Annotated in this window: 18 protein-coding genes; 4 read left to right on the forward strand and 14 right to left on the reverse strand. The window is 63.5% G+C overall.

All coding sequences use genetic code 11. From position 1 onward, the window contains the following. The first annotated feature begins 481 nt into the window (after window positions 1-481). Window positions 482-1,840: an NADH-quinone oxidoreductase subunit NuoF gene (gene nuoF / locus ACQS5P_RS11260; protein ID WP_428936715.1), complete on the forward strand. Its 1,359-nt coding sequence runs from the start codon at window positions 482-484 to the stop codon at window positions 1,838-1,840. A 93-nt stretch (window positions 1,841-1,933) separates the two neighbouring features. Here the strand turns inward: nuoF and ACQS5P_RS11265 are convergent, their stop codons facing one another. The 4 genes from ACQS5P_RS11265 to ACQS5P_RS11280 form a co-directional block, all read right to left on the reverse strand. Then, complete coding sequence (locus tag ACQS5P_RS11265) at window positions 1,934-2,467, reverse strand: hypothetical protein (RefSeq protein WP_428936716.1); 534 nt, start codon at window positions 2,465-2,467, stop codon at window positions 1,934-1,936. 172 nt (window positions 2,468-2,639) lie between these two features. Further along, the gene (locus ACQS5P_RS11270; protein ID WP_428936717.1) at window positions 2,640-3,113 is read right to left on the reverse strand and encodes an RrF2 family transcriptional regulator; all 474 of its coding nucleotides are present in this window, start codon (window positions 3,111-3,113) and stop codon (window positions 2,640-2,642) included. Window positions 3,114-3,202: 89 nt separating this feature from the next. Next, the gene (locus ACQS5P_RS11275; protein WP_428936718.1) at window positions 3,203-4,378 is read right to left on the reverse strand and encodes an IscS subfamily cysteine desulfurase; all 1,176 of its coding nucleotides are present in this window, start codon (window positions 4,376-4,378) and stop codon (window positions 3,203-3,205) included. 32 nt (window positions 4,379-4,410) lie between these two features. Further along, the gene (locus ACQS5P_RS11280) at window positions 4,411-6,627 is read right to left on the reverse strand and encodes a hypothetical protein (RefSeq protein WP_428936719.1); all 2,217 of its coding nucleotides are present in this window, start codon (window positions 6,625-6,627) and stop codon (window positions 4,411-4,413) included. Between the two features lie 142 nt (window positions 6,628-6,769). Here ACQS5P_RS11280 and ACQS5P_RS11285 point away from each other — a divergent pair, with 142 nt between their 5' ends. Then, window positions 6,770-7,609 (forward strand): type II secretion system protein, encoded by an 840-nt coding sequence (locus tag ACQS5P_RS11285; protein WP_428936720.1) that lies wholly within the window; start codon window positions 6,770-6,772, stop codon window positions 7,607-7,609. A 16-nt stretch (window positions 7,610-7,625) separates the two neighbouring features. On the opposite strand, the gene ACQS5P_RS11290 is transcribed toward ACQS5P_RS11285, so the two are convergent. The 3 genes from ACQS5P_RS11290 to ACQS5P_RS11300 all read right to left on the reverse strand — a co-directional run bounded on the left by ACQS5P_RS11290 (window position 7,626) and on the right by ACQS5P_RS11300 (window position 10,804). Continuing rightward, window positions 7,626-8,474 carry a S1 family peptidase gene (locus ACQS5P_RS11290; RefSeq protein ID WP_428936721.1) on the reverse strand — a complete coding sequence of 283 codons (849 nt, stop codon included), beginning with the start codon at window positions 8,472-8,474 and terminating at the stop codon, window positions 7,626-7,628. A 119-nt stretch (window positions 8,475-8,593) separates the two neighbouring features. After that, complete coding sequence (locus ACQS5P_RS11295) at window positions 8,594-9,916, reverse strand: TlpA family protein disulfide reductase (protein WP_428936722.1); 1,323 nt, start codon at window positions 9,914-9,916, stop codon at window positions 8,594-8,596. Between the two features lie 66 nt (window positions 9,917-9,982). Beyond that, window positions 9,983-10,804, reverse strand: coding sequence for a type II secretion system protein (locus ACQS5P_RS11300; RefSeq protein ID WP_428936723.1), 822 nt, complete (start codon window positions 10,802-10,804; stop codon window positions 9,983-9,985). 118 nt (window positions 10,805-10,922) lie between these two features. Between ACQS5P_RS11300 and ACQS5P_RS11305 the strand changes: the two genes are divergently transcribed. Together ACQS5P_RS11305 and ACQS5P_RS11310 are read left to right on the forward strand one after the other, a co-directional pair. Continuing rightward, window positions 10,923-13,082, forward strand: a complete 2,160-nt coding sequence (locus tag ACQS5P_RS11305) for a hypothetical protein (protein WP_428936724.1) — start codon at window positions 10,923-10,925, stop codon at window positions 13,080-13,082. A gap of 114 nt (window positions 13,083-13,196) precedes the next feature. Continuing rightward, window positions 13,197-13,982 carry a PEP-CTERM sorting domain-containing protein gene (locus ACQS5P_RS11310; RefSeq protein ID WP_428936725.1) on the forward strand — a complete coding sequence of 262 codons (786 nt, stop codon included), beginning with the start codon at window positions 13,197-13,199 and terminating at the stop codon, window positions 13,980-13,982. Between the two features lie 82 nt (window positions 13,983-14,064). On the opposite strand, the gene ACQS5P_RS11315 is transcribed toward ACQS5P_RS11310, so the two are convergent. The 7 genes from ACQS5P_RS11315 to ACQS5P_RS11345 form a co-directional block, all read right to left on the reverse strand. Beyond that, a complete protein-coding gene (locus ACQS5P_RS11315; RefSeq protein ID WP_428936726.1) occupies window positions 14,065-16,257 on the reverse strand; it encodes an HDOD domain-containing protein in 2,193 nt (730 codons plus the stop codon). A gap of 697 nt (window positions 16,258-16,954) precedes the next feature. Beyond that, the gene (locus tag ACQS5P_RS11320; RefSeq protein WP_428936727.1) at window positions 16,955-19,147 is read right to left on the reverse strand and encodes a sensor domain-containing protein; all 2,193 of its coding nucleotides are present in this window, start codon (window positions 19,145-19,147) and stop codon (window positions 16,955-16,957) included. A gap of 243 nt (window positions 19,148-19,390) precedes the next feature. Further along, a complete protein-coding gene (locus tag ACQS5P_RS11325) occupies window positions 19,391-20,125 on the reverse strand; it encodes a ThuA domain-containing protein (RefSeq protein WP_428936728.1) in 735 nt (244 codons plus the stop codon). Between the two features lie 79 nt (window positions 20,126-20,204). Beyond that, the gene (gene aroA, locus ACQS5P_RS11330; RefSeq protein ID WP_428936729.1) at window positions 20,205-21,536 is read right to left on the reverse strand and encodes a 3-phosphoshikimate 1-carboxyvinyltransferase; all 1,332 of its coding nucleotides are present in this window, start codon (window positions 21,534-21,536) and stop codon (window positions 20,205-20,207) included. A gap of 44 nt (window positions 21,537-21,580) precedes the next feature. After that, window positions 21,581-23,572 (reverse strand): glycosyltransferase family 39 protein, encoded by a 1,992-nt coding sequence (locus ACQS5P_RS11335; RefSeq protein ID WP_428936730.1) that lies wholly within the window; start codon window positions 23,570-23,572, stop codon window positions 21,581-21,583. A gap of 85 nt (window positions 23,573-23,657) precedes the next feature. After that, complete coding sequence (locus tag ACQS5P_RS11340; protein WP_428936731.1) at window positions 23,658-24,080, reverse strand: NADH-quinone oxidoreductase subunit A; 423 nt, start codon at window positions 24,078-24,080, stop codon at window positions 23,658-23,660. 47 nt (window positions 24,081-24,127) lie between these two features. Then, window positions 24,128-25,219: a 6-phosphofructokinase gene (locus ACQS5P_RS11345; RefSeq protein WP_428936732.1), complete on the reverse strand. Its 1,092-nt coding sequence runs from the start codon at window positions 25,217-25,219 to the stop codon at window positions 24,128-24,130. Between the last annotated feature and the right edge of the window lie 56 nt (window positions 25,220-25,275).

Genomic DNA, 25,275 nt, shown 5'->3' on the forward strand with positions numbered 1-25,275 from the left:
CCACGACCACTGCGTCGCCAGCGTCATCCCAGCGGCCAGGGTCCATGCGGACCATGACCCGGTTGGCAGCCAGGCGGCGCCAGCGGTCGGCTCGGCCAATACTCCAAGGTTAGCCACGAACATGCGTACGCGTCCCCCCGCGGGGTCTGCATCGCTTCGTATCACACCGCATCCCATTCGTACGCGTGACGATCGCGACTCCGCGAGATGGTTCCGTGACGTCAGAAGTTCCTCGTTTCCAGACCCGTCGCAGCAACCTCCGCGACGAATCCTGCAACCGCATCTGCCGACCCCGGACCCCAACCGGTTCTTCACCGGCCAGGACGGGAACGCAAACCGTTGCCTACGACTTGTAAATGTTAAGCCGGGTAGAACGGCATTACAAGTGTCGGTGATGCTGGCGACATTCCCGCCGCCGACCGGCAATGCCCGCTGCCTGCGGTTGTGAATCCCGGCACGATCTGCTAATCAATACGACGCTATGGCCTTTAACGAACCCGTGCTGACCAAACGCATCGACCCCGACCCGGCCAGACGCAAGCTGCACTGGTACGACGATTATGTGAAGACCGGCGGCTATGCGGCGCTGCGCAAGGCGCTGGAGATGAAGCCGGAAGAGATCATCAAAGTCGTGACCGACTCCGGGCTGCGCGGGCGCGGCGGGGCGGGGTTCTCCGCCGGGCAGAAATGGGCCTTCATCCCCAGAGAGAAAAAGGGCCCGCACTACATGGCTGTCAATGCCGACGAATCGGAGCCTGGCACGTTCAAGGATCGTTACCTGATCGATTACGACCCGCATCAGCTTCTGGAAGGCATCGCCATCGCCTCGATCGCCACGCAGTGCGACGTGGCCTACATCTACATTCGTGGTGAGTACCATCGTCAGGCCAGCGTTCTGGAGCGGGCGATCAGGCAAGCCTACGAAAACCGGATCTTCGGGCAGCAGGGGATCCTCGGCTCGGCGTACAAGCTGGAGTGCTACGTGCATCGCGGCGCCGGCGCATACATTTGTGGTGAGGAGACCGGGCTGCTTGAATCGCTGGAGGGCAAGCGCGGCTGGCCGCGGAACAAGCCGCCGTTTCCCGCGATCGCCGGGGCGTTCGCCCGTCCGACGGTCATCAACAATGTCGAGACCCTCTGCTGCGTGCCGCACATCATCGAACGTGGACCGCAGTGGTTCCGCTCCATGGGCACGGAAAAATCCCCGGGACCCAAGCTCTTCGGCATGTCCGGACACGTCAACAAGCCCGGCGTCTACGAAGACGAACTGGGGATCACGCTCGACTACGCCATCAACAAGCTGGCCGGCGGCATGAAGGGCGGGGCGTACAAGGGATGCATCTGCGGCGGCATCAGCATGGGCGTGCTCGGGCCGGATCAGCTCGACATCCGGCTGGACTTCGACGACGTGCGTTTTCGCGGCGGGTGTCTGGGTCTGGGCACCGCCGGCATGATCGTCATGAACGAACACACCGACATGGTCAAGGCGCTGCGCAACTGCATCCGCTTCTACGCCCATGAGAGCTGCGGACAATGCACGCCCTGTCGCGAAGGCTCGGCATGGATGCTCAAGATTCTGGATCGCATCCTCGATGGTGGAGGCCGAGCAAAGGATCTGGAGCTGCTGCTGGAGCTGGAAAAGACTCAGGGGATCATGCCCGGCACGACGATCTGCGGATTGGCTGACGGCACGGCCTGGGCGACTCGCACCTTCATCAACAAGTACTACGAGGAGTTCGCGGCGCGATGTCCCGAGGAGCCGGCTATGAGGACAGTGCCGCTGACGATCAAGCGCGGGAATGTGAACGTGCTGACGCCGATGGGCAGCAATACGCGTTAGCGTGCTCGATGAATCCCGCGGCTGCGCTACGCTACGCCGCGGCGTAGCGCAGCCGGGGGATCACCCGTCGATCCGCAATACACCTTCGTCAACTCAATCATCAAACACGAGTTTCATATACCATGCGACTGCCTGTGGTCCCTGACGGTCGCGCAGATATAGATACACCTGCTTGCGGTGCGCTCGATTGCGCACAAGCCTGTGCATGTCGCCCCGCGCCCAGACCCGTCCGGGAATCGTCCGACGAATCGCGCGCGACGAGCGGTTCTTGCAGATTCCGATCACACGATTGAATTCGCGAAGGTTCAGCGGCAGCTCACCCAGAATGTGCGCATGCTTCGCGGACACCGACACGATCAGCACCCGCAGACCCAGTTCGTGCAGCACCTGCGCGATCGTCTGCGCCACCAGCCCACGAAGCTCGTAAGGGATCTGGACCGGATCGGGATGTCGCTGCTGGTGAAATTGGCGCAGCCCGGCGTGCTCGCTCGGTGGCGGCGGATTCCTGTAGTCGCCTGAAGAATGAATACGATGAGCTTTGCTGCGAAATCCCCGACTGTCGCCGGGAAGCCAGGCGCAGTACGTGCCGATCATGACATGCCACCAGCGTCTGCCTGGAGCCGGCATGTCGCGATCTTTCAAGTGCACTGCGGTATGGTCAAAAGCCGTCAGCGCCAGTGACAGCGGTGTTGTGCTGATGTGGCAGTGATCCCGCGGCTGCGCTGCGCTACGCCGCGGCGTAGCGCAGCCGCGGGATCGCGAGATCGCGGGATCGCGGGATCGCGACAACGCGAGCTGTTCAAATCCCCTCGCCATCGGCATACGTTTCATCAGCACGAACGCAGTGCACGATCGGCTTACCCGACGCCACCAGCGCCAGCGTGGCGCGATCCATCACCGAAGCCGTGAGGTTGCGAATCTCCAGAAATACGCGGCGGAACTTGCATCGCGGCTGCTGCGAGCAGGCCTGGTAGTTGGTCGCCGACACGCACTCGATGGGGGCGATGTAACCTTCGAAGTGCCGGATGATCTGACCCATGGTGATCTGATCGGGATCCATGCCCAGGACAAAGCCGCCTTCGCGTCCGGCGATGCTGCGAACCCACCCGCGGCCGCGAAGGTCGATCATGATGTGCTCCAGGAATCGCCGCGGGATGTCGTTGCGTTCGGCCAGGGTGCGGATCGACACTGGCCTGGTCTGCTCCCCCTGATACACCTCCGTGAGATGGAACAGGACGCGAAGTGCGTAATCGGATTTGGCGGAAACTCGCATGCTCCCTCACGCGGCTGAGTAAACCGACATTCTCGATCGATTTGGCCGGATTTTGTCCCAGCCAAAAAGTGCAGCAGCGCGGCGGCGCTTCACTCGAGCCTGAACTTGGCCTTGCCTCGAAGCTTGCCTACGGTGCAGCTCAGGCGATCAATGACGAAATCAACCTCTTCCTCGGTGTTGCGTCGACCCAGGGAAAACCGCAGCGACGAGAACGCCAGCGCGCTGGGCACCCCCAATGCGCGCAGCACGTACGACGGCTCCAGGCTGGCACTGGTGCAGGCCGAACCGCTGCTGACCGCGATGTCGCTCATCGCCAGCAACAGCTCGTCGTGATCCACGCCCGCGAAGCTGAGGTTGGTCATGTGCGGCAGACGATCCGGCTCATAGCCATTGACCTGCACTCCATCCACCTGCTCGATGATCCCGGCCTGCAGACGGTCCCTGAGCCGGCGCAGGCGCGCCATCTCGCTGGCCATTTCCTTCATGGCGATTTCGCAGGCGGCGCCGACGCCGACCACGCCGGGCACGTTGATCGTTCCGCTGCGGTAGCCGCGCTCGTGTCCCCCGCCGTCCATGTGCGCCGCCAGCTCGATGCGCTGCGGCTTATTTCTCACGTACAGACACCCGCATCCCTTGGGGCCGTAAAACTTGTGCCCCGACAGCGACAACAGATCGACGTTGTCGGCCACCACGTCGATCGGCACCTTGCCTACCGCCTGCGTGGCGTCGGTGTGGAACAGCACGCCTTTTTCCCGGCAGATTTGCCCGATCTGCCGGATCGGCTGTATGGTGCCGATCTCGTTGTTGGCCCACATGATCGAGACCAGGATGGTATCCGCGCGGATCGCATCGCGCAGTTCATCCAGGTCGATTCGCCCGAATCGATCAACCCCCAGATACGTGACCTCGTAACCCCACTTCTGAAGCCGCTTGCACGTGTCCAGCACTGCCTTGTGCTCGGTCACCTGCGTGATGATGTGTCTGCCGCGATGGCGGTGCGCCTCGGCCACACCTTTAAGCGCCAGATTGTTCGACTCCGTGGCGCCGCTGGTCCAGACGATCGCATCCGGGCGGGCATTGAGCAGAGCCGCGACCTGCTGGCGGGCCTTGTCCACGGCTGCTTCGGCTTCCCATCCGAAGCTGTGCGCCCGGCTGGCGGCGTTGCCGAAAATCTCCATGAAATAGGGCCTCATCGCCTCGAACACCCGCGGGTCCAGCGGGGTGGTGGCGTTGTGGTCCATGTAGATCGGAAGTTTGACAGCCATCGTGGGTACGAAATCGTTGCAGTTGCATCCAATCATCGATCATGCCGCGGCGCAGCACTCGAGACTGCGTTGCGTCGCGGCCTTGCGGCGCGGCCCGGCCGCTTCAGAAGCCCGGCCACGCAGGCAAGCAATCCCGCGGCCGCGGGCTCGGGAAGAAGCCCCGATTGAATCGCCCGCAGCGCCGCAAGGTACTCGTCGCCAAACCGCATAGTATGCTCCAGGATCATCGCCTCGGCCAGTGCCCCAGACTGGTTCACGTACGCGTTGTCGATCAGCGCATAATCCGTGGCATCGATCGCGCCACTGTAATCAAAATCGCCATTGATCCATCCGGAGAGGCTGTTGACGTAGCCATTGTCAATGAGGCTGTAGTCGGTGGCGTCGATGCTGCCGGAAAGGTCCGCATCGCCGAAATACGTGAACTTCACCAGCACGGCGCTTGAGCTGAGCGAGCCGATGCCGGCGAATTCGCTGTAGATCGGCCCGCTGCCTCCCACCTGCGCCAGGTCGTTGAGGATGGCACCCAGCCCGTACAGGAAGCTGCCCGCCGCCGCGTTCTGCGCCGCCGCCTGCGTCGAGCCGATCCCCTTGCCGCCCCAGTCAAACGCCCCGCCATTTTCCAGCGCGGATTTGATCTTCGCGGTGGTGCTGGCGATGCTGCCGCTGTTGATGATCAGACTGTTGTTGTTCAGATCCAGTCGCGCGATGTTGGCGATGGCCAGACGTGTCAGCACGCTGGTGCCGCCGACGCTGTTGGCCGTGCCCTTCGCGCTGATCCGCACGGTGCCATTGGTGATGTCCAGTGCGTGCGCCCGGACGTTCTCGAACTGCACGACGCCGGCGCCGCTCTTGACGATCGTTCGACCCTCGGCCAGGACCTGCCCCGTCAGCGTCAGCGCGCTGCCCGCCGTCGAAACATTCACGTTCAGGTTGTTGTTGAGCACGATCGGGTTCTGGATCGTGTGACTTCCCGCCAGCACGTTCAGCGCCGCCTGTCCGTAGAACGATGCGTCAAGCGTGATGGTGCTGCTTCCGGCGATGGTGTAGCTGGCGGTGGGGTGGTCGAAGTTGATCACGCCGACGGTGATGGGCGCGACGACGGTGACGACTTGCGGCGCGGTGATCAGCCCGCCGAACGTCCCGAAGTTGGCCACGCTGTTGGCGCCCGTGGGCACGCCGCCGAACCAGTTCTGCGGCGCCGTGACGGTCCAGTCGCCGCCGCTGTTCACCGCCCACTGCGCCGAAACCGGCAGCGCCGCGTGCGTCACGTTCAGCACGATCGTCCCGAAGTAGTCATTGAAGCTGTTCGGCGTCGGCTGGTAGTACTGCCAGGTCCCCAGCGGGCCGCTGAGCACGGACGTGAAGGTTCCGCTGTCCACGTCGTAGTGAATCGGCGCGCGAAGGACTTCCTCGACGTAGGTATCCCCGGCGAATGTCGGCGTCGCCGACGAAACAGCGATGTAATACTCGCCGGCCGGCAACGCGTCGTATCGATTCCACGTCGCCCCCGGACCCACTCGCGCCCGGTCGTAGTAGCGCCACCCTGGCTGGTTTCGCGGCTGGCCCGTCGAGGGGTTGATCACGGGATTGTTGTCGTGATCCAGCATGATCGGGCTCAGCGCCGTTTCCCACACGTCGTATTCGTTCAGCCAGGTCGGGTAGTACGGCGGGTAGTACTTCTGCGCGTTGCCCTCGTTTCCCGGCGCCGCCCAGCCGCTGTAGGGGTTGGGGTCGTTGGGGTCGGCGTTCCAACGCGGATTGGTCGGTGCGTCCGGTATGAAGTACAGCTCGCTGAGACCCTGGGCGTAATACCATTTCGTCGGATCATTGGTGTAGGTGGGATACTGCGCGATCGGCAGGCCGTTCAAATCGACGGTCTGACGCGAGATCGCCACCTTCGTGCCGTCGGCGCGGTACACCGCGATCTGCGTCTCGTTGGTGCTGCCCAGCACCGGGCCGCCGCTGCCCGTCGAAATGCTCGATCCCAGCGTATCGAACTTGACCATGCTCTGGCCGTCACTGGTGTATTTGAACCAGTAAAGACGCGGATAATCTCCCGGATCATTGAGCGAAAACGACAGAATCCGCGAGAAGGTCTGAACGTTGTTGTAATCCACGCCGACGGCGGCGGTATACTCGGCGGCGGGATTGGCCGTGACCGGCGGAGGAAACGCGCCAAGCGCCTGGTGGATGGATGCTCCAAAACTGGAGAGTGCGACTGCGCCCAACGCCTTCAAATAGCGTCTCATGTCTTGCCTCATTTAGCCCAACTAAGGAATCACGACCAGGTCGTACTTTACTTTATTGTTCGCGCGATTTATAGTGAAAAACTGCTCGCCGGGCCCCTGCGGCGTCGCCAATCCGTCTCGTGCCTGAGAAGGGAAGGCCCCAATGAATGTGAAGCACCACATGCCCGCGGCTGGCAATTCGCATCGCGCATTCACGCTGATCGAATTGCTGGTCGTCATCGGCATCATCGCCATCCTCATTGGGATCCTGCTGCCCACCCTGATCCGCGCCCGTGCCCGGGCCAGCGACCTCAAGTGCGCTTCCAATGTTCGCCAGATCGTCACCGCCTTTCGCATCTACGCCGCCGAGAATCGGGACTTTTTCCCCCCGGCGCAGGACGCCGACGGCATCACCTGGCACGTGAAACTGTGGGACCGCGTGATCGGCAGACGATTTCCCGGCAACGATTACACCGGCGGGGGAACCTACGAGTATCTGAAAGACACGGTCTACGAGTGCCCTCAGGCGGGCAACAGCCGAGCCGGATACAACCAGTCCGACCATCGCTGCAACGGCTACGCCATGAACCTGTGCCCGCCGGGCAGTCGCGGCCCACGCAGCCAGACCGACGCCAACGTCGTGTTCCGCATCGTGGAATCCAAGAAGCTGTCGGCGGTGCGGGATCCATCCCAGACGATGCTGCTGAGCGACTCGGTGGGCTTTTATGTCGAGTACTACGATCGTGGGCGAGCCATGAATCATATGGACTTGCCTGGATATCAGGGCGGTATGGTCCGCGCTTTGGGCAGACACGGAAAACTCAAGGATTCCTGGAACGTCGCGTTTTTTGATGGCACCGTCCGACTGCTTCAGTTCAAGCAGGTGCCCGGCACGCCCGACAAATATTACCTCCAGTCCGCCTGGCTGCCGCCGGCCAAGCTCGTCGAAGCCGCCGACATCAACGCCGAGACCAAGTACTTCTGGGTGGGCAAGGCGCGCTGACGCCAGCGCACTGTGCTTACTGCTCCTGCGGTTTGATGATCATGTCCCGCAGCGACTCCACCGGCACGCATCGCCGCTCAACCATCTGCGCATAGGTCGGCGCCGGCATCGTGCTCGGCGACGTTGTTGGGTTATCGTTGATCGTCGCGTTCAGCGGTGAGGTGCGGGCCACAATTCCAATCACCTGCCCCCGATCGTTCAGCACCGGCGCTCCGCTGGAACCCAGCGCGTACTCCGCAGTGATCGAGATCATCGGAATCGTCTGATTCGCCCAGCGTGATTCGAACCGTCGCGACACGAAACCCGACGTGAACGTGTAGTACCGTCCGCCGGGATGGTGAATGACGTGCGCGGGGGTGGCGACGTCGGCGGGGGCGTCGGCCAGCGGCAGGGCGGGCAGGTTGTCCACTTCCTTCAGGTCGATCTTGAGGATCGCCAGATCATGCGCCTTGCTCGCCGCCAGGATCTGCCGCACCGGAAATACTCGCACCCTGTGATCCGCCACCGCAAGCGTCTTGTTGCGCTCGGGCGCCTGATCCACGACGTGATAATTGGTGACGACGATGCCGGCGGATGAGTCGATGATAAACCCGCTTCCGCCATTGAGGTGCCAGTTGGGGCAGCGGTCGCACTTGTAGATTCGCCCGACAACCACGACCGCATCACGGGCGCGCAGGTAGACTTCTCGCGGCGGCAGAGGTGACTGCGACGTCTGGATCGGACTGAGGTCCAGTTGGATTGTTGCACGATCCAGTCCCTTGCGAAGCTGCTCCATCGGCACGAAGTCGTCGCTGTTGGCGATCCGGGCCGCCGCCGCGTCCTGCCGGCGGTTGCGCTCGGCGTCGATCTCGATCGCATCCGACAATCGTGATGCGTCGAGCAGACAGATTTGCTCCGCGGGCGCCACAGGGGCGCAGAGCGCACAAACAAGACACAGTGAGCTCAACGTCTTCATCGATTCTCGCCCTGCAACGCGCGGCGCGCTTACTCAGGTTTCTTCATCTCCATCATGATCGCGGGCAGGGGAAGCTTCGCCTCGGCAAGCAGTGGGTCGATCAATCTGATCTTTTCCTCGAGGCTGGATCCGGGGTGTAGACCGGCGTGGCGCACGACACCATTGGGATCGATGATCACCATATTGGGAATGCCCGTCACGCCATAATCCGGGTTGAAGACCGGTTGGCTGGAGAACGCGACCGGCCAGGCCATCTCCTTTTCCTTCATGAACTCGGGCATGAGGCTCATTTCCTTCTGCGGATCGCCGGAAGTGTCGATGCGTCCGCCGGAGCCGGAGTGAAAGCCCTGTATGCTCGTCACGCCGATCACGACAACATCAAAGCCGCGATAGTATCGGCTGACAGCCTTGACCTTGGGAAAGCTTGCGATGCACGGCCCGCACCAGGTGGCCCAGAAATCCAGGATGACGACCTTGCCCTTCAGATCATCCAGGCTGGTGATCTTCCGGTCGGGGTTGAGCGGGTCGTGGAACCAGATGAACTCGAGCTTCGGGGCCGGGAAACCGACCAATTCCCCGCGCGCCCAGGCGCCTTTCAACTGCGCCAGCGAGCGATCCAGCCGATCCTTCGTCGGCTTCTCGATCTGCAAAGCCTGGGACTGAAGCTTCTGTTCCAGCGCCGCGGCGAGCTTTTGGCGCAGCGGCGACAGCGCCTGCACGCCCTGCGGCCCGAGCAGCCGCGGTGCGGACATGAAAAATCCCGCGCCGCTCACGAAAAATGTCGGTGGAGAATTGCTGCTTATCGAATCGGCCAGCTTCAGCAGATCCGGCTGGATTGACTGAAGATCCGCAGCCGACAGCACAGCCGCCGAAGAGAACAGCTCCGTGCCGTAGCCGCTGGCGATCGCGTCGTTGATTCCTGGATGCAAAAGCGCCGCCTTGAGCCTGGGCAGTCGATCCTCACTTTTGGCCATCGTGGACAGCAGCCGCAGCCGCAGACACGCGGCCCGCGCGCCGTCGGCATCGCCCGCGGCGGCCTTTCCCGCCAGCAGCGCATCCAGCGCCGGCCCGGTCTTCGTGCTCATCGAAACCGGCAGCTTCTGGAGCAGCACATCGATCTGATCCAGCGTAAGCTGATCCAGCGCGATGCCGGCCAACACGCGATCGACATAGTCTCCCATGTCCGCCTGGTTCGGTCGCTCGCCAGCCTCGCGGGCGGCGTTGAAGATCCGCTGGTATTCACTGGCGGCGTTGTCGATGGCGGCATCGTCCACCGCGGCAACCAATAGACTTCGCGGGCAGTTCAGCAGCACCAGAGCCGACAACACAATCACGGGCAAACGGCGAAACATGGGCAGTCTCCTTGGGATCTGTCGAAGCGGACGTGCCAATTCTCTCCGCGATAGTTGCAGAAGCCGTCAATTCATTGTCCGCCCAAACCAGAAAACCTGGACTCTGGGGGGATACGTGGACGGATCGTCGCCAGCATTCCGAGGCGGGACCGGGATCTCCTCGTCGCTGCCGTACCAGACCCGGCCTCGAACGCTCCCATCGGCCATCAGCGTATTCACCTTCCTTCGATGACGGTCCTGAAACTGTGGCAGAGCGACGGCGTCGAAAACGTTCCCCTCGCCCGTGAACGTCATGATTCCGTCCTTGTCTCCGGCGGATCGTGCCCCGACGCGCAGGTATCTGCCGTCGGCGGCGAGCAGTGTCTGCGAGGCATCTTTGACCTTGCTGATCCGCTTGTACTCCCGAGCCTTGTTGCGCGGCCCCATAGTGTGTCGCGGCACCTCGGGCAGGTCTTCATTCATGGCATAGCCCATCGAGGCGTAATCTTTGGTGCGCTCCTCAAAAATGCCTTGCGGGCAAATGAAGATGGTGCCTACCAGATACTCATGTTTGTCCGGCACTCCAGAAGGCAACTGGGGCGGGTCGCGCTTCACCAGGTATTTCCATAGCGCCACCTGCCAGGGGACAAAGCGGTTTCCCGGGTATAGCGCTTCGGGCGGAGGAAGCAAACCCCTGGATTCGGTCGCGTACACGCCGAACGCGGCGCCGATCTGGCGAAGATTAGCCATGCACGCCACGTCGCGCGCATGCCGGCGGGCATTGGCCAGCGCAGGCAGCAACAGCCCGATCAGCAGCGCAATCACGCCGATCACGACCAATAGCTCGACCAGAGTGAAGGCAAACTGACTTGATGGGCCACGCCGAGAACGGGCAAGGCAAATAATCACGAGTCAGTGGGCCTTTATATCATTGACTTTTGCTCTGTCAATGTTTCAAATAAATAGTTTCTGCCTTGGCACAGTCTGCCATGCGCGCATTTCGCTTGTGACCGTCGGGATGGGAGAAATGGCAAGTCGTCCAGCTCGAGCCAGCTTCGGGGCTGCAACGGTGCAGGCGATCGTTCTCGCATCGGCAGCCTCCACTGCGCTGGCCGTGCTCACCCCGGAACAACGCGCCAACCCCAGCACAGGCCAGATCCCCAACCCTAACGCGCAGGAATACTACCTCGGTCCAATCGGCGCCGGCAGCTTCACCAGTGGCGAAATCGTCGGCGCGGTCAGCGGCGCGCTGCCGTCTCTGGTCTGGTACAAGTACGTCTCCGACGGAAACAGCGGCATTGCGTTCGACATGTTCGGCTCGGTGTTCGGTTTCGGCGGCGGGGGCGTCTTCAGCGGCGGACCGGACGGCGAGCTGGCGCTGTACGACAGCCAGGGACAGTTCATCGCCGGCAACCAGGGCGTGCGGACTCCGGCCAGCGGCGACTCCATCCTTCCGCCGATCGTCCCGCCCGGCGCGCCCCCCGCACCGGTGCAGTACCGCCAGCCGCGAGATCCTGGCCGGCCGGTGTACGAATACAGCCAACTTCAGTCCACATGGTTTGCGCGAAACAGCCAGAATCTGGCGCAGCTCATCTTCAGCGACCGCGCCGAATCCAACCCGCTGTGGGACGAGGCGCATCCCAATCATGACCCCTACGCCGACTGGAGCCAATACGCCAAGCTCCCCGCCGGTGAATACTTCCTCGCGGTGACTGGTTATTCGACCTACTTCGCCGGCAACCCGCGCGACATCGCCGTCGCAGGCGACGACACCACCAACCCCTTCGGTTTCGTCTCCTATCACGCGCAGAGCGGAACCTACGTCCTGAATGCTCGACTGCCCGGCGACATGAACCTCGACGGCACAGTCGGCCAGGCCGATCTGGATCTTCTTCGCGCAAAGGTCGCGGAGTTCGCGCCCACACAGGGCATCCCGCCCCAGGGTTACTACCAAGGCGCCTGGTTGCGCTTGCCGGCTGACCTGGCCGACCCCAACAGCGAGTTGCAGCGCTTCGACCTTACCGGCAATAGCCGGATCGATGATTACGACCTGCTGGCATTCGGCCGATACACGGGAATTGCGGTGACCATCGGCTCGGCGTGGAACGTCAATGCGGACGGGAACTGGTCGGTGGCGTCGAACTGGTCGGGCGGAGAACCGAACGCAGTCGGCGCGATTGCCAACTTCGGCGTCGTCATCACCGCCCCGCGCACGGTTACGGTGGATGCGGGCAAAACGGTCGCAACCATCAACTTCTCCTCACCCATCGCCTACACGATCGCCGGCGGCAGCACGATCACGCTCGACGGGGGCATCGGTGGGGCGGGGATCAACGTGACGGCGGGAAGTCACGCGATCAGCGCGCCGCTGGTGCTGGCCGACGACACGACGGTGAACGTCGCCGCCGGACAGGCGCTTTCGGTACAGCATCTGCGCGGGCAGAAGCTGACGCTGGGCTCGGGATCGCTGCGGATGATCAGCAGCTCCGCCGCCAACGCGCCCAACGGCGTCAGCAGGGTCGCGGCACTGACGATTGCATCGGGCGCCAGACTCGACTTGAACAACAACAGCCTGATCCTCGATGCGGGCAGCCTCGCCGCGGTCACCGCGTCGCTGAAGAGCGGGCTTGAGAACGGCGGGGCGTTCGACTGGGGCGGGCCTGGGATCGGCTCCACAGAGGCTGCGGTGCAAAACACCACCGCCGGCAGCTTTCTGTATGGCCTGGGTGTCATCCTCAACGACTTGTCGCAGGTCGGAGGCAGCGGGCCGATCTACACGAGCCTTTCGGGGCAACCGCTCACGGGCAGCGAACTGCTCGTGAAGTTCACGTATTTCGGGGATGCGGATCTGTCAGGCGCGATCGACGCCACCGACTACAGCCTGATCGATAACGGATACGTCAACGCCCTGAGTGGATGGATCAACGGAGACTTCGATTACAGTGGATCGATCGACGCCACCGACTACGCCCTGATCGACAACGCGTACGTGAACCAGTCTGGCGCGCTGGGTGATGCTCTGATTGGCGAACACACGAGGAGGTTTGGCGGCGCGTACGTCGCGGCACTGAGGGCGATTCGGTCGGGTGTGATTCCCGAACCGGCATCAACGGCGTTTGTGGCCACGGTGGGTATTGGCGTGCACGGCGGCGCTGCGCGGCGCCGCCGCCTCTGGCTTCGGTTTTGAGCGGATGGTTCGCGCGTCTGGTAGCCGCGCGGGCCCGGTTTTCATGGTCATGGTGCGGCCAGACTCGAGTTCCGCCGCACCCAGCACCCCAAGAGGGATAGAGGAGATGCAGCGATGAAGGTACGCAAAGTGGTTGCGGCCGCCGCGACGGCGGCCGGGTTCGCGTTGGCTGGGGCGGCGCCGGCACTGGCGGGACTGGATCCGGCGAATCACTCGATCTGGCGTGAAAATGCAGGCTCGTCGTTTGGCGCACCGCCCGCCAACGCCGTGGAGTTCTCTCCGACCACCGGCTTCGGTTCCGTGTACGACCTGAGTGGACGCGTGGTCGCGCTGGCCGAAGTCACCGAAAATACCCTGGACAGCACTCCCCTGGGCAGCATCGTTCCGCGAGTGTGGAACCTCACCGACGCGGATTTGTTCCGCATCAAGATCACCGACCCGTCCAATTTCAGCGCCTCGATCACCAGCACGACGCTGATCTTGGCGCTGTTTGCCGAAGACGGCACGGCGCTGGCGGCCTCGACCGGCGGTGGCACGGCCAACGCCATCACCGGCGCCGCCGCTGGGCTGAGCACACCCGGCATCTACCACATCGGCATCGCCCTGGCGGGCATGTTTCCCAAAAACAACGCCGGACAGGACCTGTTCGACCTCAGCACCACCGGCGTGAAGCTGCCCAACGCGCTGGCGGATCAGAAGCTGGGAACCGACCCGTTCACGGCCTGGACGCAACCGGGCGCCGGAGCCACAACCCTGATCGGCAACACCAGCTTCACTGCCCCCGGCAGCACCATCACGCTCAGCGGTGCGGATTTTGCCGTGCCCGAACCGGCGAGCATTGCGGCAGTGATGCTGGGCGGTCTGGTGCTGGTGCAGCGCCGTCGCCACGGCGGTCAATGAGCGCGTCCGCCGATCACACACGTTGCAGTCATTGCCCGGACCAGGCATCGCGCACCGCGTCCGCGCCGACGCCTGGTCCGGGCTACGCCGCCGCCGCCTGAGCTGCGCCGGGCTGCTGTTGCTGCGCTTCGGCAATGAACTGAGCCAGGTCGTTGATCGCCACCGGCGGGCGCATCGCCACAATCCCCTGAGGTGGCGGTGCCGCGCCGGCATCGGCGCGCAGAATGATCCAGAGCGTGGGAACCTGCCGTCCGCCGGAACTGCGCGCGCGCTGAATCTCATCGAGACTCAGGCCGGCACTGCTCGACGACAGGGCCGCAACCACCAGCGCCGCGTGCGCGGACATTTCCTCGGCGCTGGGCAATCGCGTCTGCACCGTCACGTCCGCAAGCCCGCGCAACGCCGCTTCTACGGGATCCAGCGTCGCCAGCATCGGATCACGCGCCAGCCAGATGCTCAGCGGCCGCTTGGCAAAAAGCGGGGTGTAGACATCGCGACGGTCGGCCAGCCCGGTCAATGTCGCGGTCAACGCCAGAATCTCTCCGACGAAGCTTTCGCGAGCCGGGATCGGGTTGTACGGCTCGGTCTGCTTGCCGCGCGCCGGGTGCTGCAAGACTGACTGCTGCTGCTGTCGGGTGATCAGCGCGATCGGGGCTGATGCATCGGGCGGCAACAGGCCGTTGGCGCACAGATCGGCCAGCCACAACACGCGCGCCAGCGCGTCGCCGCGCCCGCTGGCGGTGCTGGCGCGGCCGCTCTGGAGCAGCTCGATCGGCGTACGCACCACGTCCGGCAGTCCCAGCTTCGCAAACGCCATGACGATCAGCTCCAGATGCGTGATTCCCAGCATCTGCCGCTCCAGCTCCTCCAGCGGCTTGCCCGTTGCCGCCCGCGCCTGAAGCACCTGTGCGTATTCTTTGGCAAAGTGTGAGCGGAACAGCATCGTCCCCAGCTCGTGACACAGTCCGGCCAGGTAGGCGCTTTTGCGTCGGGCCTCGTCCTCGGCGTCCTCGTCGCCGTCCTGTCGGGGCAGCAGCCGCTCACACAGCTTGGCCACCGCCAGCGAGTGCTGCCAGTATCGCAGCGGACTGAACGCGGCCTGGGGGCAGTCGCCCTGGGCGGCGGGGATCGCGTCGATGACGCTGAGTGTGGAGGCGATCGTCAGCACCGTGGCGCAGCCCACCTGCTTGACCGCATCCTCGACGCTGGCGAAATAGCGACGTTGCCCGCGATAGGCGGCACTGTTGGCCACGTGCACCACGCGCGCCGCCAGCGCCGGATCGGTCGCAATCACCTCGGTCAATTCTCCCAGCGAGACTCGAGGCGAGCCGGCCATCGCCACCACGCGCATCGCCACCGGCGAAGGCGCGGCCCGGTCCATCGCCTGCTCCAGACGCTCGGTGGCGTCCTTTCGGGTCAGCAGAGGCTCGATGCTCGGCGGGGGCGCTGGTGCAGAACTCGCCACCGGCGGCGGCGAGGGGTTGGCGGCCGGCGCCGGCGGCGCCGGTTGTGGGCGCGCCAGGCTGGCGGTCGGCGTCGTTGCGGGGGAATGAACTTCGACCGCAGCCTCTGATTTCGATGGCTTGCTGGCCTCGTGCGGCTTGCCCTGTGTGCCCGGTGCCGCGCCGCCAGCCGCCGCTGCGGTGCCGGCCGGTTCTGGCGCGACGGCCGATGCCACCGCGGCATACACCTCGTCGGCAACTTTCACAAACGCATCCACGACCACGCGGGTGAACTGAGTTCCCGCATGCCGGTTCACTTCCGCCTTGATCGCTTCCTTGCCCATTCGCGGTCGATATAGGCGAGCGGAAGTCATTGCCTCGACTGCGCTGACCAGCGACAGAATCGCCGCCGTCAGCGGGATCGATGGTTCCTTCAATCCGTGAAAGCCGTGTCCGTCGGCACGCTCGTGGTGGTAGCGGACGGCTTCGGCGGCCTCAGGCAGATCCGGAAACAGCAGGCTGGTCAACCGTGCCCCGATTTCGGCGTGAGCGCGTACGGCCGCGCGGTCGGCGTCACTGAGTGCCCCCCGCTTGGCCATGATAACATCGGGAATACTGAGCATGCCCAGGTCGTGCATGCGGGCCGCCACCGCCAGCACCTGCCGCTGGCGGGGATCCAGTTGCAGTGCCCTGGCCATGACAGCGCAACCCGCCGCCACTCGAGTGCAGCGGCCAGCATACGACGGAAAGCGGCGCTCCAGCATCTCCCCCAGCACGTCCAGAAGCGCCTGGTTGCGGGTATCCTGCGGCGTGTTTCGCTGCGCGCTGGGCATGGCTTACTCCTCAACTGCTGCGTTCGCGAGCAATGCACTCCACGTCCGAGGCCTCGAATGGGACGTGCCCGATTAGCGTTAGCTCCACGACCCAGCGGCTTGGCCCGGTGCACAGGCATCTCACCACCCGATAACGCAGCGGCGCGCACCCATCCACCGGGGAGTAAACGATCTCTTCACCGATCTCCAGCGGTGTCTGTGATTCGATGGTGGCCGCACCGGGATCGACCGCAAGCACGCGCCCACATCGCATCGACGCCTGCGCGAGCGGCGCTTCGGCATCTGCCAACAGACCAGATTCTCTTGAGAGTTTCGGTATCATGCGCGCCCCCGGTATCCTCGAATAGCCGCCGGAGAGTACGGCAATGGGCCAAATCTCAGGGAAAATGCTCCCGCTGCGCGTTGGACGCAGCGGGAGCGACCTGCAGCACAAACACCAACGCCAAACGGACCATCCTGGTTCCGTGTAAGCGATTGTTACATCGACGCAAGTGGCGGCTCTCATTCGCACAAAATAGAGCACTGCGAGTTCACGATAAATATTCGCAAAATAGAGATTTAAAATCGTTGCTTCCACGGAAATTTAACGAGATTAGAAAAAATAGATAAACTCTTCTGATGGTTATCTGCGCGAGTTCTGCGCGAGTCGAGTCCCGTCGCGCAACCGTCGCGACGCATGTTCGTTGGCGAGATCCACTCATCCAGCAGCGCGGCAGAGCATGTTGGCCGACCACCCCTGCTGTATCCGTGCGATCAACTGCTCAGCAGGCAGCGGCGGGCACAGGAAATGCCCCTGGGCGAACTGGCAGTCCAACGCCTGCAGCAGGCTAAGTTGATCCTGCGTCTCCACCCCTTCGGCGACCACGCCGATACCCAGATTTCGCGTCAGCATGATCATCGCATTGACCAGCGCGGCAAAGTCGTTGCCCCGGCGTAAGTTCATCACGAACGAGCGGTCGATCTTCAGCATGTCGATGGGAAATTCGTGCACGCACGCCAGCGACGAATAACCCGTGCCGAAATCGTCCATGTCGATTTTGAATCCCATGGCCTTCAGCTCGCGCAGCACACCGACTTCCTGCGTGCCGTCGGCCATCACCGTGCTTTCGGTGACTTCCAGGTGGATCGCCTGCGGCGCTACGCCGGCTTGGACGGCAATGTCGCGCATCCGCTGCGCCAGCCCGGGGGTCGCAAGCTGGTTACGCGAGAGGTTGACGCTCAGCGAGGGAATCAACTGGCGGCCGTGTTGTGTCCACCAGCGGGCAAGCTGCTGGCAGGCCTGCCGAAGGACCCATTCGCCCAGAGCGGCAATCAGCCCGGTCTCCTCGGCCAATGGAACGAACTCTCCGGGGCTGATGGGTCCCAACTCAGGATGTTCCCAGCGGACCAGGACCTCCAGGCTTTCCAGCCGGCCGCTCTGAAGGCAGACGATTGGCTGGTAGTGCAGGTGGAGCTGCCCGGCCGCAATGGCCTTGCGCAGCGCCGTCTCCAGCCGCAGCTTTCGCTCGACACGGGCGCGCATCAGGTGGTCGAAGAAAACGGCCCGGCCCTTGCCGGCAAGCTTGGCCTGATACATGGCGGTGTCGGCGTCGCGGATGACCTCGTCGGCGCGCTGATGTCGGAAATCGCTGGTGACGATGCCGATGCTGGCGGTGCAGACGATTTCGTGCCCGTCCAGGTCGTAGGGCGCGCCCAGAACCTGAAGCAGCCTGGAAGCGACGGAAGCGGCGTCGGCGGCGGAGCGCAGGTTCTCCAGGAGGATCACGAACTCATCGCCGCCGAACCGCGCCGCGACGACGCCGTCGTCCGGTCGGGCCACCGCGTCCGCCGACCGCACCGCCCCACGCAGCCGCCGCGCAATCTCGCGCAGCAGTTGATCGCCCGCTCCGTGTCCCAGGCTGTCGTTGACCAGCTTGAATCGATCCACATCCAGAAACAGCACGGCGAAGTTGTGTTGATCTTGCGGATGCTGTGCCGCGCCTCGCCAGATCGCCTGCTGAAGCCGCTCCATGAACAGCGCACGATTGGGCAATCCCGTCAGCTTGTCCACACGTGCGGACTGATACAGCTCGCGGTTCCGCTGCGTCAGGATCGAGACCATCGCGTTGAACGTCTCGCCCAGCCCGTAGACCGGGTGGTTTCGTGCAAGCTGGTAGACCTTGCACTGTTCGCAGAGCGGACGCTTCTGCTCCACCGTCGCAGGTAACCCGTCTTCCGCGCACAGTGTGCCGGGGATCTCCCAGCAGCGAAGGTTGGCGTGGTTGTGATAGGCCGGGCATTCGGTCTTCTGGCAGTTCATTACCAGCCAGCAGGGCTGGATGGTCGGGTTCTCCAATCGCTCGTGGGGAGTCTGACGGTTGATGACCTCATCCATCAGCGTCCTGACCTGCAAGCCGGTGGCTGAGATCTGGTCATTGAGCTGCTCGAGCTGTGCGCTGGTCTGACGCAATTCAGCTTCGGTCTGCTTCTGGGCGGTGAGGTCGTGAATCAGGCCCATGCAGCGGACGACGCGTCCGCGGCGGTCGCGCAGGCGAAAGATGCGGTGTTGGACCCATCGCAACGATCCATCGGGCCGAACCACGCGGTATTCCAGTTCGGTCTCGGTGTTTCCAGACGGACTGAAGACCTGCGCCCGCACGTGGTCCCGATCCTCGGGGTGTACACCCTCCAGAAGCGAAAACGGATCATCGCGCAGGCTTCGGCAGGAGCGTCCGAAAAGCTGTTCGTATTGCGGGTTGACGTATTCGATCGCGGCCCTGTCCGGGTCCGCGATGTAGATGTAAAAGACCTCGCGGATGCACTCGACCAGATGAGGATACCACCGCCACGCACCCGGCGGTGATTTCCGCAGAGTCGCCAGTGCAGGCGAATCGCCGTGGCCTGATGTCATGACCCCACCATCCCTGAGCCGTGTGCCGATGCCTCGGCGGACTTGACGCATCCGATGGCATGGGCAGTCCCCAAGAGTCCGGTCGGCAGGAAATCCGGGCCACCTTAGAATCTCCCAAAAGTTCAGTCATGTCCGCGAGTCGGCGCGTTAGCGGGATCACATAGTCGCAGAAGCGCGCAACACGGCTTCGCCGCAGTAAAGCGGTCCGGATGCGCCGCTGTGCCAGGGCGATCCAAAACTGAATCAGTGCGGCTGGTCGATCCAGCCCAGCTTGCGGTTGCCGAAGCTCGGCGTGGCCGCGCCGGGCGTGGCGGCGGCCCAGCGGACGGCGTTCTCGATCACCTTCAGCACGTTGGGATCGTGGTAGGTGGGAAACGTCTCGTGTCCCGGTCGGAAATACACCACCCTGCCGGCGCCACGCGTCCACGTGCAGCCGCTGCGGAACACCTCTCCGCCCCCGAAGCTGCTGATCAGGAATGTGCACTCCGGCTCGGGGATGTCGAAGAACTCTCCGTACATCTCTTCCCGCGGCAGGATGAAATGGTCATCGATCCCGCGCACGATCGGATGCCCCGGACGTGTGACCCACAGAATCTCGCGCTCGTTCTGCTCCTCACGCCACTTCAGGTTGCACGTGGTGCCCATCAGCCGCCTGAAGATCTTGGAAAAATGCCCGCTGTGCAGGACGACGATCCCCATGCCTTCCAGCACGCGCCTGTGAACCCGATCGACAATCTCGTCCTTCACTTCGGCGTGAGCGTGATGGCCCCACCAGGTGATCACGTCGGTATTCCTCAACACTTCTTCGCTCAGGCCGTGCTCAGGCTCATCAAGCGTCGCCAGCCGCACCACAAGATCTTCGCATCGCCGCAGATGATTGGCGATGGCGCCGTGCATGCCTTCGGGGTAGATCCTGGCGACAAGCGGATTCTTCTTTTCGTGACGATGTTCGTGCCAGACGGTAACTCGGATGGGCATGGATGTTGGCTCCTGACAGTTGACTGCCTTGCGGTTACTCGATGGTTGAGATTTTCGCGTTCAGCGCCTTGGACGCAATTCAGGTTGACGCAGAACTGGCCGACGTCGTGACGCGGCTGAAGTCCTCGAAGAACCCGGGGTACGTTTTATTGGTGCATTCGATGTTTCTGATCGTCAGGCCGGACACGCGCGTGGCGGCGACCGCGAAGCTCATCGCCATGCGGTGATCGTCATAGGTATCGATGGACGCCGGCTTGAGCATGCCATGCTCGGGGGGGGCGATGGTGAGCGCATCGTCGCCCTCGATATCGACCTGCGCGCCCAGCTTTTGCAGCTCGCTGGCCAGCGCCGCGATTCGGTCGGTCTCCTTCACCCGCAGCGTGTGCAGCCCGCGGATGGTGGTCGAACCTTCGGCAAAGAGCGACACCACCGCCAGAGTCTGCGCCGTGTCGGGCATTTCTGAAAGATCGACATCGATCCCTTCCAGCGTCTCGGGTCCACGGACGGTGATGAAGTCCTTGCCGAAAATCAGGTCGGCCCCCATGCGGTGCAGCACGTCGGCGAAGCCCACATCGCCCTGGAGACTGGCTTTGCCCAGCCCTTCGATCGTGACCTTGGATCCCGGATTGATCGCGGCGGCGGCGAGGAAATAGGTGGCGTTGCTGGCATCGGGCTCAACCACGTAGCTGGTCGGCGCGTACCTGCCACGCGGAACGATGATCTGCTTTGGCCGAGCGGTCTTGGGGTCGCGAATCAACTCCGGGGTCACGCCGAAGCGGTCCATGAGCTGCATCGTCATCGCCACGTAAGGCCAGCTTGTCTGATCGGGTTCCAGATCGATCCGCACCTCGTTTCGCGCGTAGGGGCAGACCATCAGCAGGGCGGAGAGGAACTGGCTGGAGGCTTCGCTGCCATAGCGGACGATTCCGCCTGGCAGGCCGTCGGCATGGACCACGATCGGCGGGAAGCCGTAAGCATCATGGGGATACTCGATGCGGACGCCAAGATTTCGCAGCATGTCGATCAGCGCCCCAATGGGCCGCTGCCGCATCCGCGGCACGCCATCGAGCCGGTAGCTTCCCTGGCCCAGGGCGCACAAGGCCGTCAGGAAGCGGATCGTCGTGCCGCTGTTGCCGCAGAACAGTTCGGCCCGGGCGGCGGGAATGACTCCGCCGCCGCCGCGCACATGGATGGTTTTGCCCGCCTGATCAATCTGGATCTGGAAACCCAGACGCTTCAGGCCATCGAGCATGACCTGTGTATCGTCGGCGAACAGGGCGTTGTGCAGTTGGCAGTCCCCCTCGGCAAGCGCGGCAAGCACCAGCGCGCGGTTGGTCAGACTCTTGGACCCCGGCGGTGTGAAGGTCGCGGCAAAGGGGCGCGTGATCGGATTAAGTCGAAGGTCGCTCATTCCAGTTGGTCGCGGTCATCAGATTCCGAAGCCGCCAGTTGCCTTCATTGCTGTGGTTGCGGCTGGGGCGGATCCTTGAGCTCGTAGACTCTTCTCCTTGCCGTCAGCAGGTCCTTCCACGTCCAGTGGTCGCGCACGGGATAAAGCTGCTGGCTGAGGCGCTTCCACTTCTGCGGTGAGAGCCTGTCCAGCAGGCGGTCGTTCAGGTCCACCTGTCCGGGATCAAGCTGATCCCAGACGATAATACGCCGAAGCTGCGGGCTGCGCGACAGGTTGGGCGGAATGTACAGCTCCGGCGGGATCGACATGCCGCCCAGGCTCATCACCCATGACCGCGGCGGGCTGTGCAGGCCGTCCTTGATCTGCGTGGGCGTGACCTTCCATCCGCCCAGGATCGCGATGTAGTACCGCGCAGGCGAGGAATGAAGCAACCCCGAACCCGGATCGCCCCGCCCGCGATACCTGATCCCGTAGTACATGCGGGTGGTGGAGGACTGCGGCGGCTGGGAGGCGAGCAGGTCGCGGACGAGCAATTCGGTCGGCGGCTCGGAGCCGGCGAACACCCGCGCGCCATGCTGCGCCAGGTTGACCAGCAGCAGCAGCCCGATCGCGCCCCGGCGAATCGCGCGCGTCGGCAGCCGCAGCAGCAACACGCACAGCCCAATCGCAAACGCCGGCCAGATGAACCCAAGATAACGCGGCATCCACACCGACTTGGGCTGTGTGGGCACATACTTCCAGGCCAGCACGCACAGGGCGAAGACGGTGGCGGCGACGGCGAGGCTCAGCAGCCACTTGGAGATGCGCTGTCGCCAACTGCGGCCGCAGAAATACATCGACGCGAGCAGCGGTATCGCGCAAGCAAGGCCAAGCAGCGGCCCAGATTGCAGGTAACGCCAGAGAGCGATGAACGGCTCCCAGGGTGCGGCGGCCTGCGGCTCGGAGGCCTTGTAGAATCCGACAACCGGCACGAGCAGCCAGGTGAGAATCCAGAAAAGCGCAAGCCACCAGGGCGTTGCCGCGATCCTGTCCGATCCGCCAGTGCAGGAAGCTGAAGCGGTGGCGCCGAAGCTTCGCCAGGGGAAGATCCCCATGATGGCCAACCCCAGCAGCGCGATGCCGCTGGCCTTGAGCAGCTTTCGCGTCCGCTCGCGAATCTGCGGCTGGTCGCTGGCGCGTGGCCACTCCCAATTGTAAGCAAAGGCGGTGGCGACGTAGCGGAACCTTCCCGGCCAGTCGTAGCCCTGGTTGTACCACTCGACCCAGTTGATGCCGCTGGCGCGCCAGCCGCGCTGTTCGATCCGCTCGTGATACTGGTTGAACAGCCGGTAATACAGCCAGATCGGAGTCAGGATGATGGCCAGCCCCACGACGAAGTAGATCCCCGACAGCCAGTGTAGCCGGCGATTGGCCAGGAAAATGACCGCCTGGATCGGCAACACGAGCAGGCAGACGCTGTGCAGGCCGACCATCAGCAGGCTCGCAATGACCCACAGATACCAGGCTGTCCTGCGGCGGGTGCGGATCGCCCACAGCAGGCATGCGGTGCTGAGCGCGACGAACAACCAGGCTTGGGCGTACATCTTGGCGTCGCGCGAGTAGTTGAGCATGTAGGCGCTGCACGCGGTGAAGCTCGCCACCAGCAGCGCGGTGCGCCGCGACACGAGCTGCACCGCCAGAAAGTACATCGCCGGCACCATCAGCGTACCCGCGATCGCCGGGGGCAGCCGCATGACAACGGGGCTTAGCGGCGTGAATTGCGCGATCGACCAATACAGCAGATAGTGCAGCGGCGCGAAGCCCGCGATCGCCAGCTCTTCCTTGAGCTCCTGCCACGTTCCGCAGACCCGCATGAATGTTGCAGCCTCATCGCCCCAGAGGCACGGGCGATCCAGATACATCAGCCGCAATATCCCCGCCAGGAAGGTCAACAGAACGACGAACGATGAGGGATGAAAAGCCAATCGGAAAGGCCGGGATGACCAGTCAATGGCCAACGACCAGCGACCAGGTCCGACACTGGTTCGTTCGGTCATTGGCAATTGGACACTCATCGGTCATTGCCGCTTGTTCACCGGCTCACTGGTCACTCTCTCCCGCTACTGCCTTCGATCTTTGCCTTCAATCCCACCGGAACACGCCCTTGCCCCAGGCGTAGACGTAGGCCAGCAGCAGGATCGCGACGAACACGAGCATCGAAGCCAGGATCAGGCCGCTGTGTGCGGGCATGTCCTTCACGTAGTGCGGGAAGATGGTGGCAAAGGGGTAGAAGAAGACGATTTCCACGTCGAAGACGAGGAAGATCATGGCCACGATGTAGAAGCGGACGTTGAATCGCCGCCGGGCGTCGCCCACCGGGACCATTCCGCTTTCGTAGGTGATCTCCTTGCCCGGACCGCTGCGTTTGGGACCGATCAGGATCGACAGCGCGACGCTGGCGGTGACAAACAGGATGGCGATGAGCAGCAGCAGCACCACCGGCGCCCAGGTTGAACGTGGATCAGGCAGTTGTTGCGCAAGCAACGGCGGCAGCCAGGACATCATGGCGCGCTAATGTAAGCGGCTCCGGGCGAAAATCAAAGCCGGCGCGATCAATCCCCGAAGCTGGTCGCCACGGCACGGGCGGTCTGGATCAGCGGATGATCCAGCGGAACGGTTCGCTGCTTGCCGGCGACATCCTGGATGTTGACCTGCCCGATCTGACCATCCTTCAGGACCACCAGTTTTCCGAAGGCGCCGCTGACGACCAGCTCCAGGGCGTGCAGGCCGTATCGGGTCGCCAGCACGCGGTCCATCGCCGATGGAGTGCCGCCTCGCTGGATGTGCCCCAGGATCGTAGCGCGGGTCTCCAGCCCGGTGGCCTGTTCGATCTGCTGGGCCAGGAGGTACGAGCATCCGCCCAGGCGGATGGGATCGGGGCTGGTCGGGTCGGTGCGGGCGACAACGACCTGTCCGCCGACCGCCCGGGCACCCTCGGACATGCAGATGATGCTGAAGCGTTTGCCCTGACGACTGCGCTGGATCAGGATCTGGTTGATCTTGTCCAGATGGTAGGCAATCTCGGGTATCAGGATGATGTCGGATCCGCTGGCGATCCCCGCGTGCAGCGCCAGCCAGCCGGCGTTGCGACCCATCACCTCGACCACCATCACCCGATGATGGCTCATCGCTGTCGAGTGAATCTTGTCCAGGCACTCCGTCGCCGTCTGCACCGCCGTGTCGAACCCGAAGGTCTGATCGCAACCAACCAGGTCGTTGTCGATGGTCTTGGGCACGCCCACGCAGTTGATGCCGTGGCGGATGAGGTTGGCCGCGCCGGTCATCGTGCCATCCCCGCCGATGCAGACGATGGCGTCCAGGTGATTGGCCTGCACGTGCTCGATGACGCGGTCGGTCACGTCCTGGTATTCGATCTTGCCGTTGCGCTGGACGGCGTAGCGTTGCGGATTGGCCTTGTTGCTGGTGCCCAGGATCGTGCCGCCCAGCGTCAGGATATTGGACACGTCCTTCCACTCCAGCCGGTGCATGCGATTCTGGATCAAACCCAGAAAGCCGTCTTCAATGCCATAGACTTCCAGCTCGTAGCGGTGGATGGCGGCCTTGGTGACGGCGCGGATGACGGCATTGAGTCCCGGGCAATCTCCCCCGCCGGTGAGAACGCCGATGCGTCTGATGGTTGGCATGACAGGTTCCTGACCGAAGGTTGCGTTTCTGAGAAATGATATCGGTCGGAACGGCA

The organism is Fontivita pretiosa, from assembly GCF_050410795.1.
GTDB lineage: Bacteria > Planctomycetota > Phycisphaerae > Tepidisphaerales > Tepidisphaeraceae > Fontivita > Fontivita pretiosa.

Coding starts and splice junctions, on each gene's coding strand:
- nuoF (WP_428936715.1), top strand. CDS start 482: ATGGCCTTTAACGAACCCGTGCTGACCAAACGCATCGACCCCGACCCG.
- ACQS5P_RS11265 (WP_428936716.1), bottom strand. CDS start 2,467: ATGCCGGCTCCAGGCAGACGCTGGTGGCATGTCATGATCGGCACGTAC.
- ACQS5P_RS11270 (WP_428936717.1), bottom strand. CDS start 3,113: ATGCGAGTTTCCGCCAAATCCGATTACGCACTTCGCGTCCTGTTCCAT.
- ACQS5P_RS11275 (WP_428936718.1), bottom strand. CDS start 4,378: ATGGCTGTCAAACTTCCGATCTACATGGACCACAACGCCACCACCCCG.
- ACQS5P_RS11280 (WP_428936719.1), bottom strand. CDS start 6,627: ATGAGACGCTATTTGAAGGCGTTGGGCGCAGTCGCACTCTCCAGTTTT.
- ACQS5P_RS11285 (WP_428936720.1), top strand. CDS start 6,770: ATGAATGTGAAGCACCACATGCCCGCGGCTGGCAATTCGCATCGCGCA.
- ACQS5P_RS11295 (WP_428936722.1), bottom strand. CDS start 9,916: ATGTTTCGCCGTTTGCCCGTGATTGTGTTGTCGGCTCTGGTGCTGCTG.
- ACQS5P_RS11305 (WP_428936724.1), top strand. CDS start 10,923: ATGGCAAGTCGTCCAGCTCGAGCCAGCTTCGGGGCTGCAACGGTGCAG.
- ACQS5P_RS11310 (WP_428936725.1), top strand. CDS start 13,197: ATGAAGGTACGCAAAGTGGTTGCGGCCGCCGCGACGGCGGCCGGGTTC.
- ACQS5P_RS11315 (WP_428936726.1), bottom strand. CDS start 16,257: ATGCCCAGCGCGCAGCGAAACACGCCGCAGGATACCCGCAACCAGGCG.
- ACQS5P_RS11320 (WP_428936727.1), bottom strand. CDS start 19,147: ATGACATCAGGCCACGGCGATTCGCCTGCACTGGCGACTCTGCGGAAA.
- ACQS5P_RS11325 (WP_428936728.1), bottom strand. CDS start 20,125: ATGCCCATCCGAGTTACCGTCTGGCACGAACATCGTCACGAAAAGAAG.
- aroA (WP_428936729.1), bottom strand. CDS start 21,536: ATGAGCGACCTTCGACTTAATCCGATCACGCGCCCCTTTGCCGCGACC.
- ACQS5P_RS11335 (WP_428936730.1), bottom strand. CDS start 23,572: ATGACCGAACGAACCAGTGTCGGACCTGGTCGCTGGTCGTTGGCCATT.
- ACQS5P_RS11340 (WP_428936731.1), bottom strand. CDS start 24,080: ATGATGTCCTGGCTGCCGCCGTTGCTTGCGCAACAACTGCCTGATCCA.
- ACQS5P_RS11345 (WP_428936732.1), bottom strand. CDS start 25,219: ATGCCAACCATCAGACGCATCGGCGTTCTCACCGGCGGGGGAGATTGC.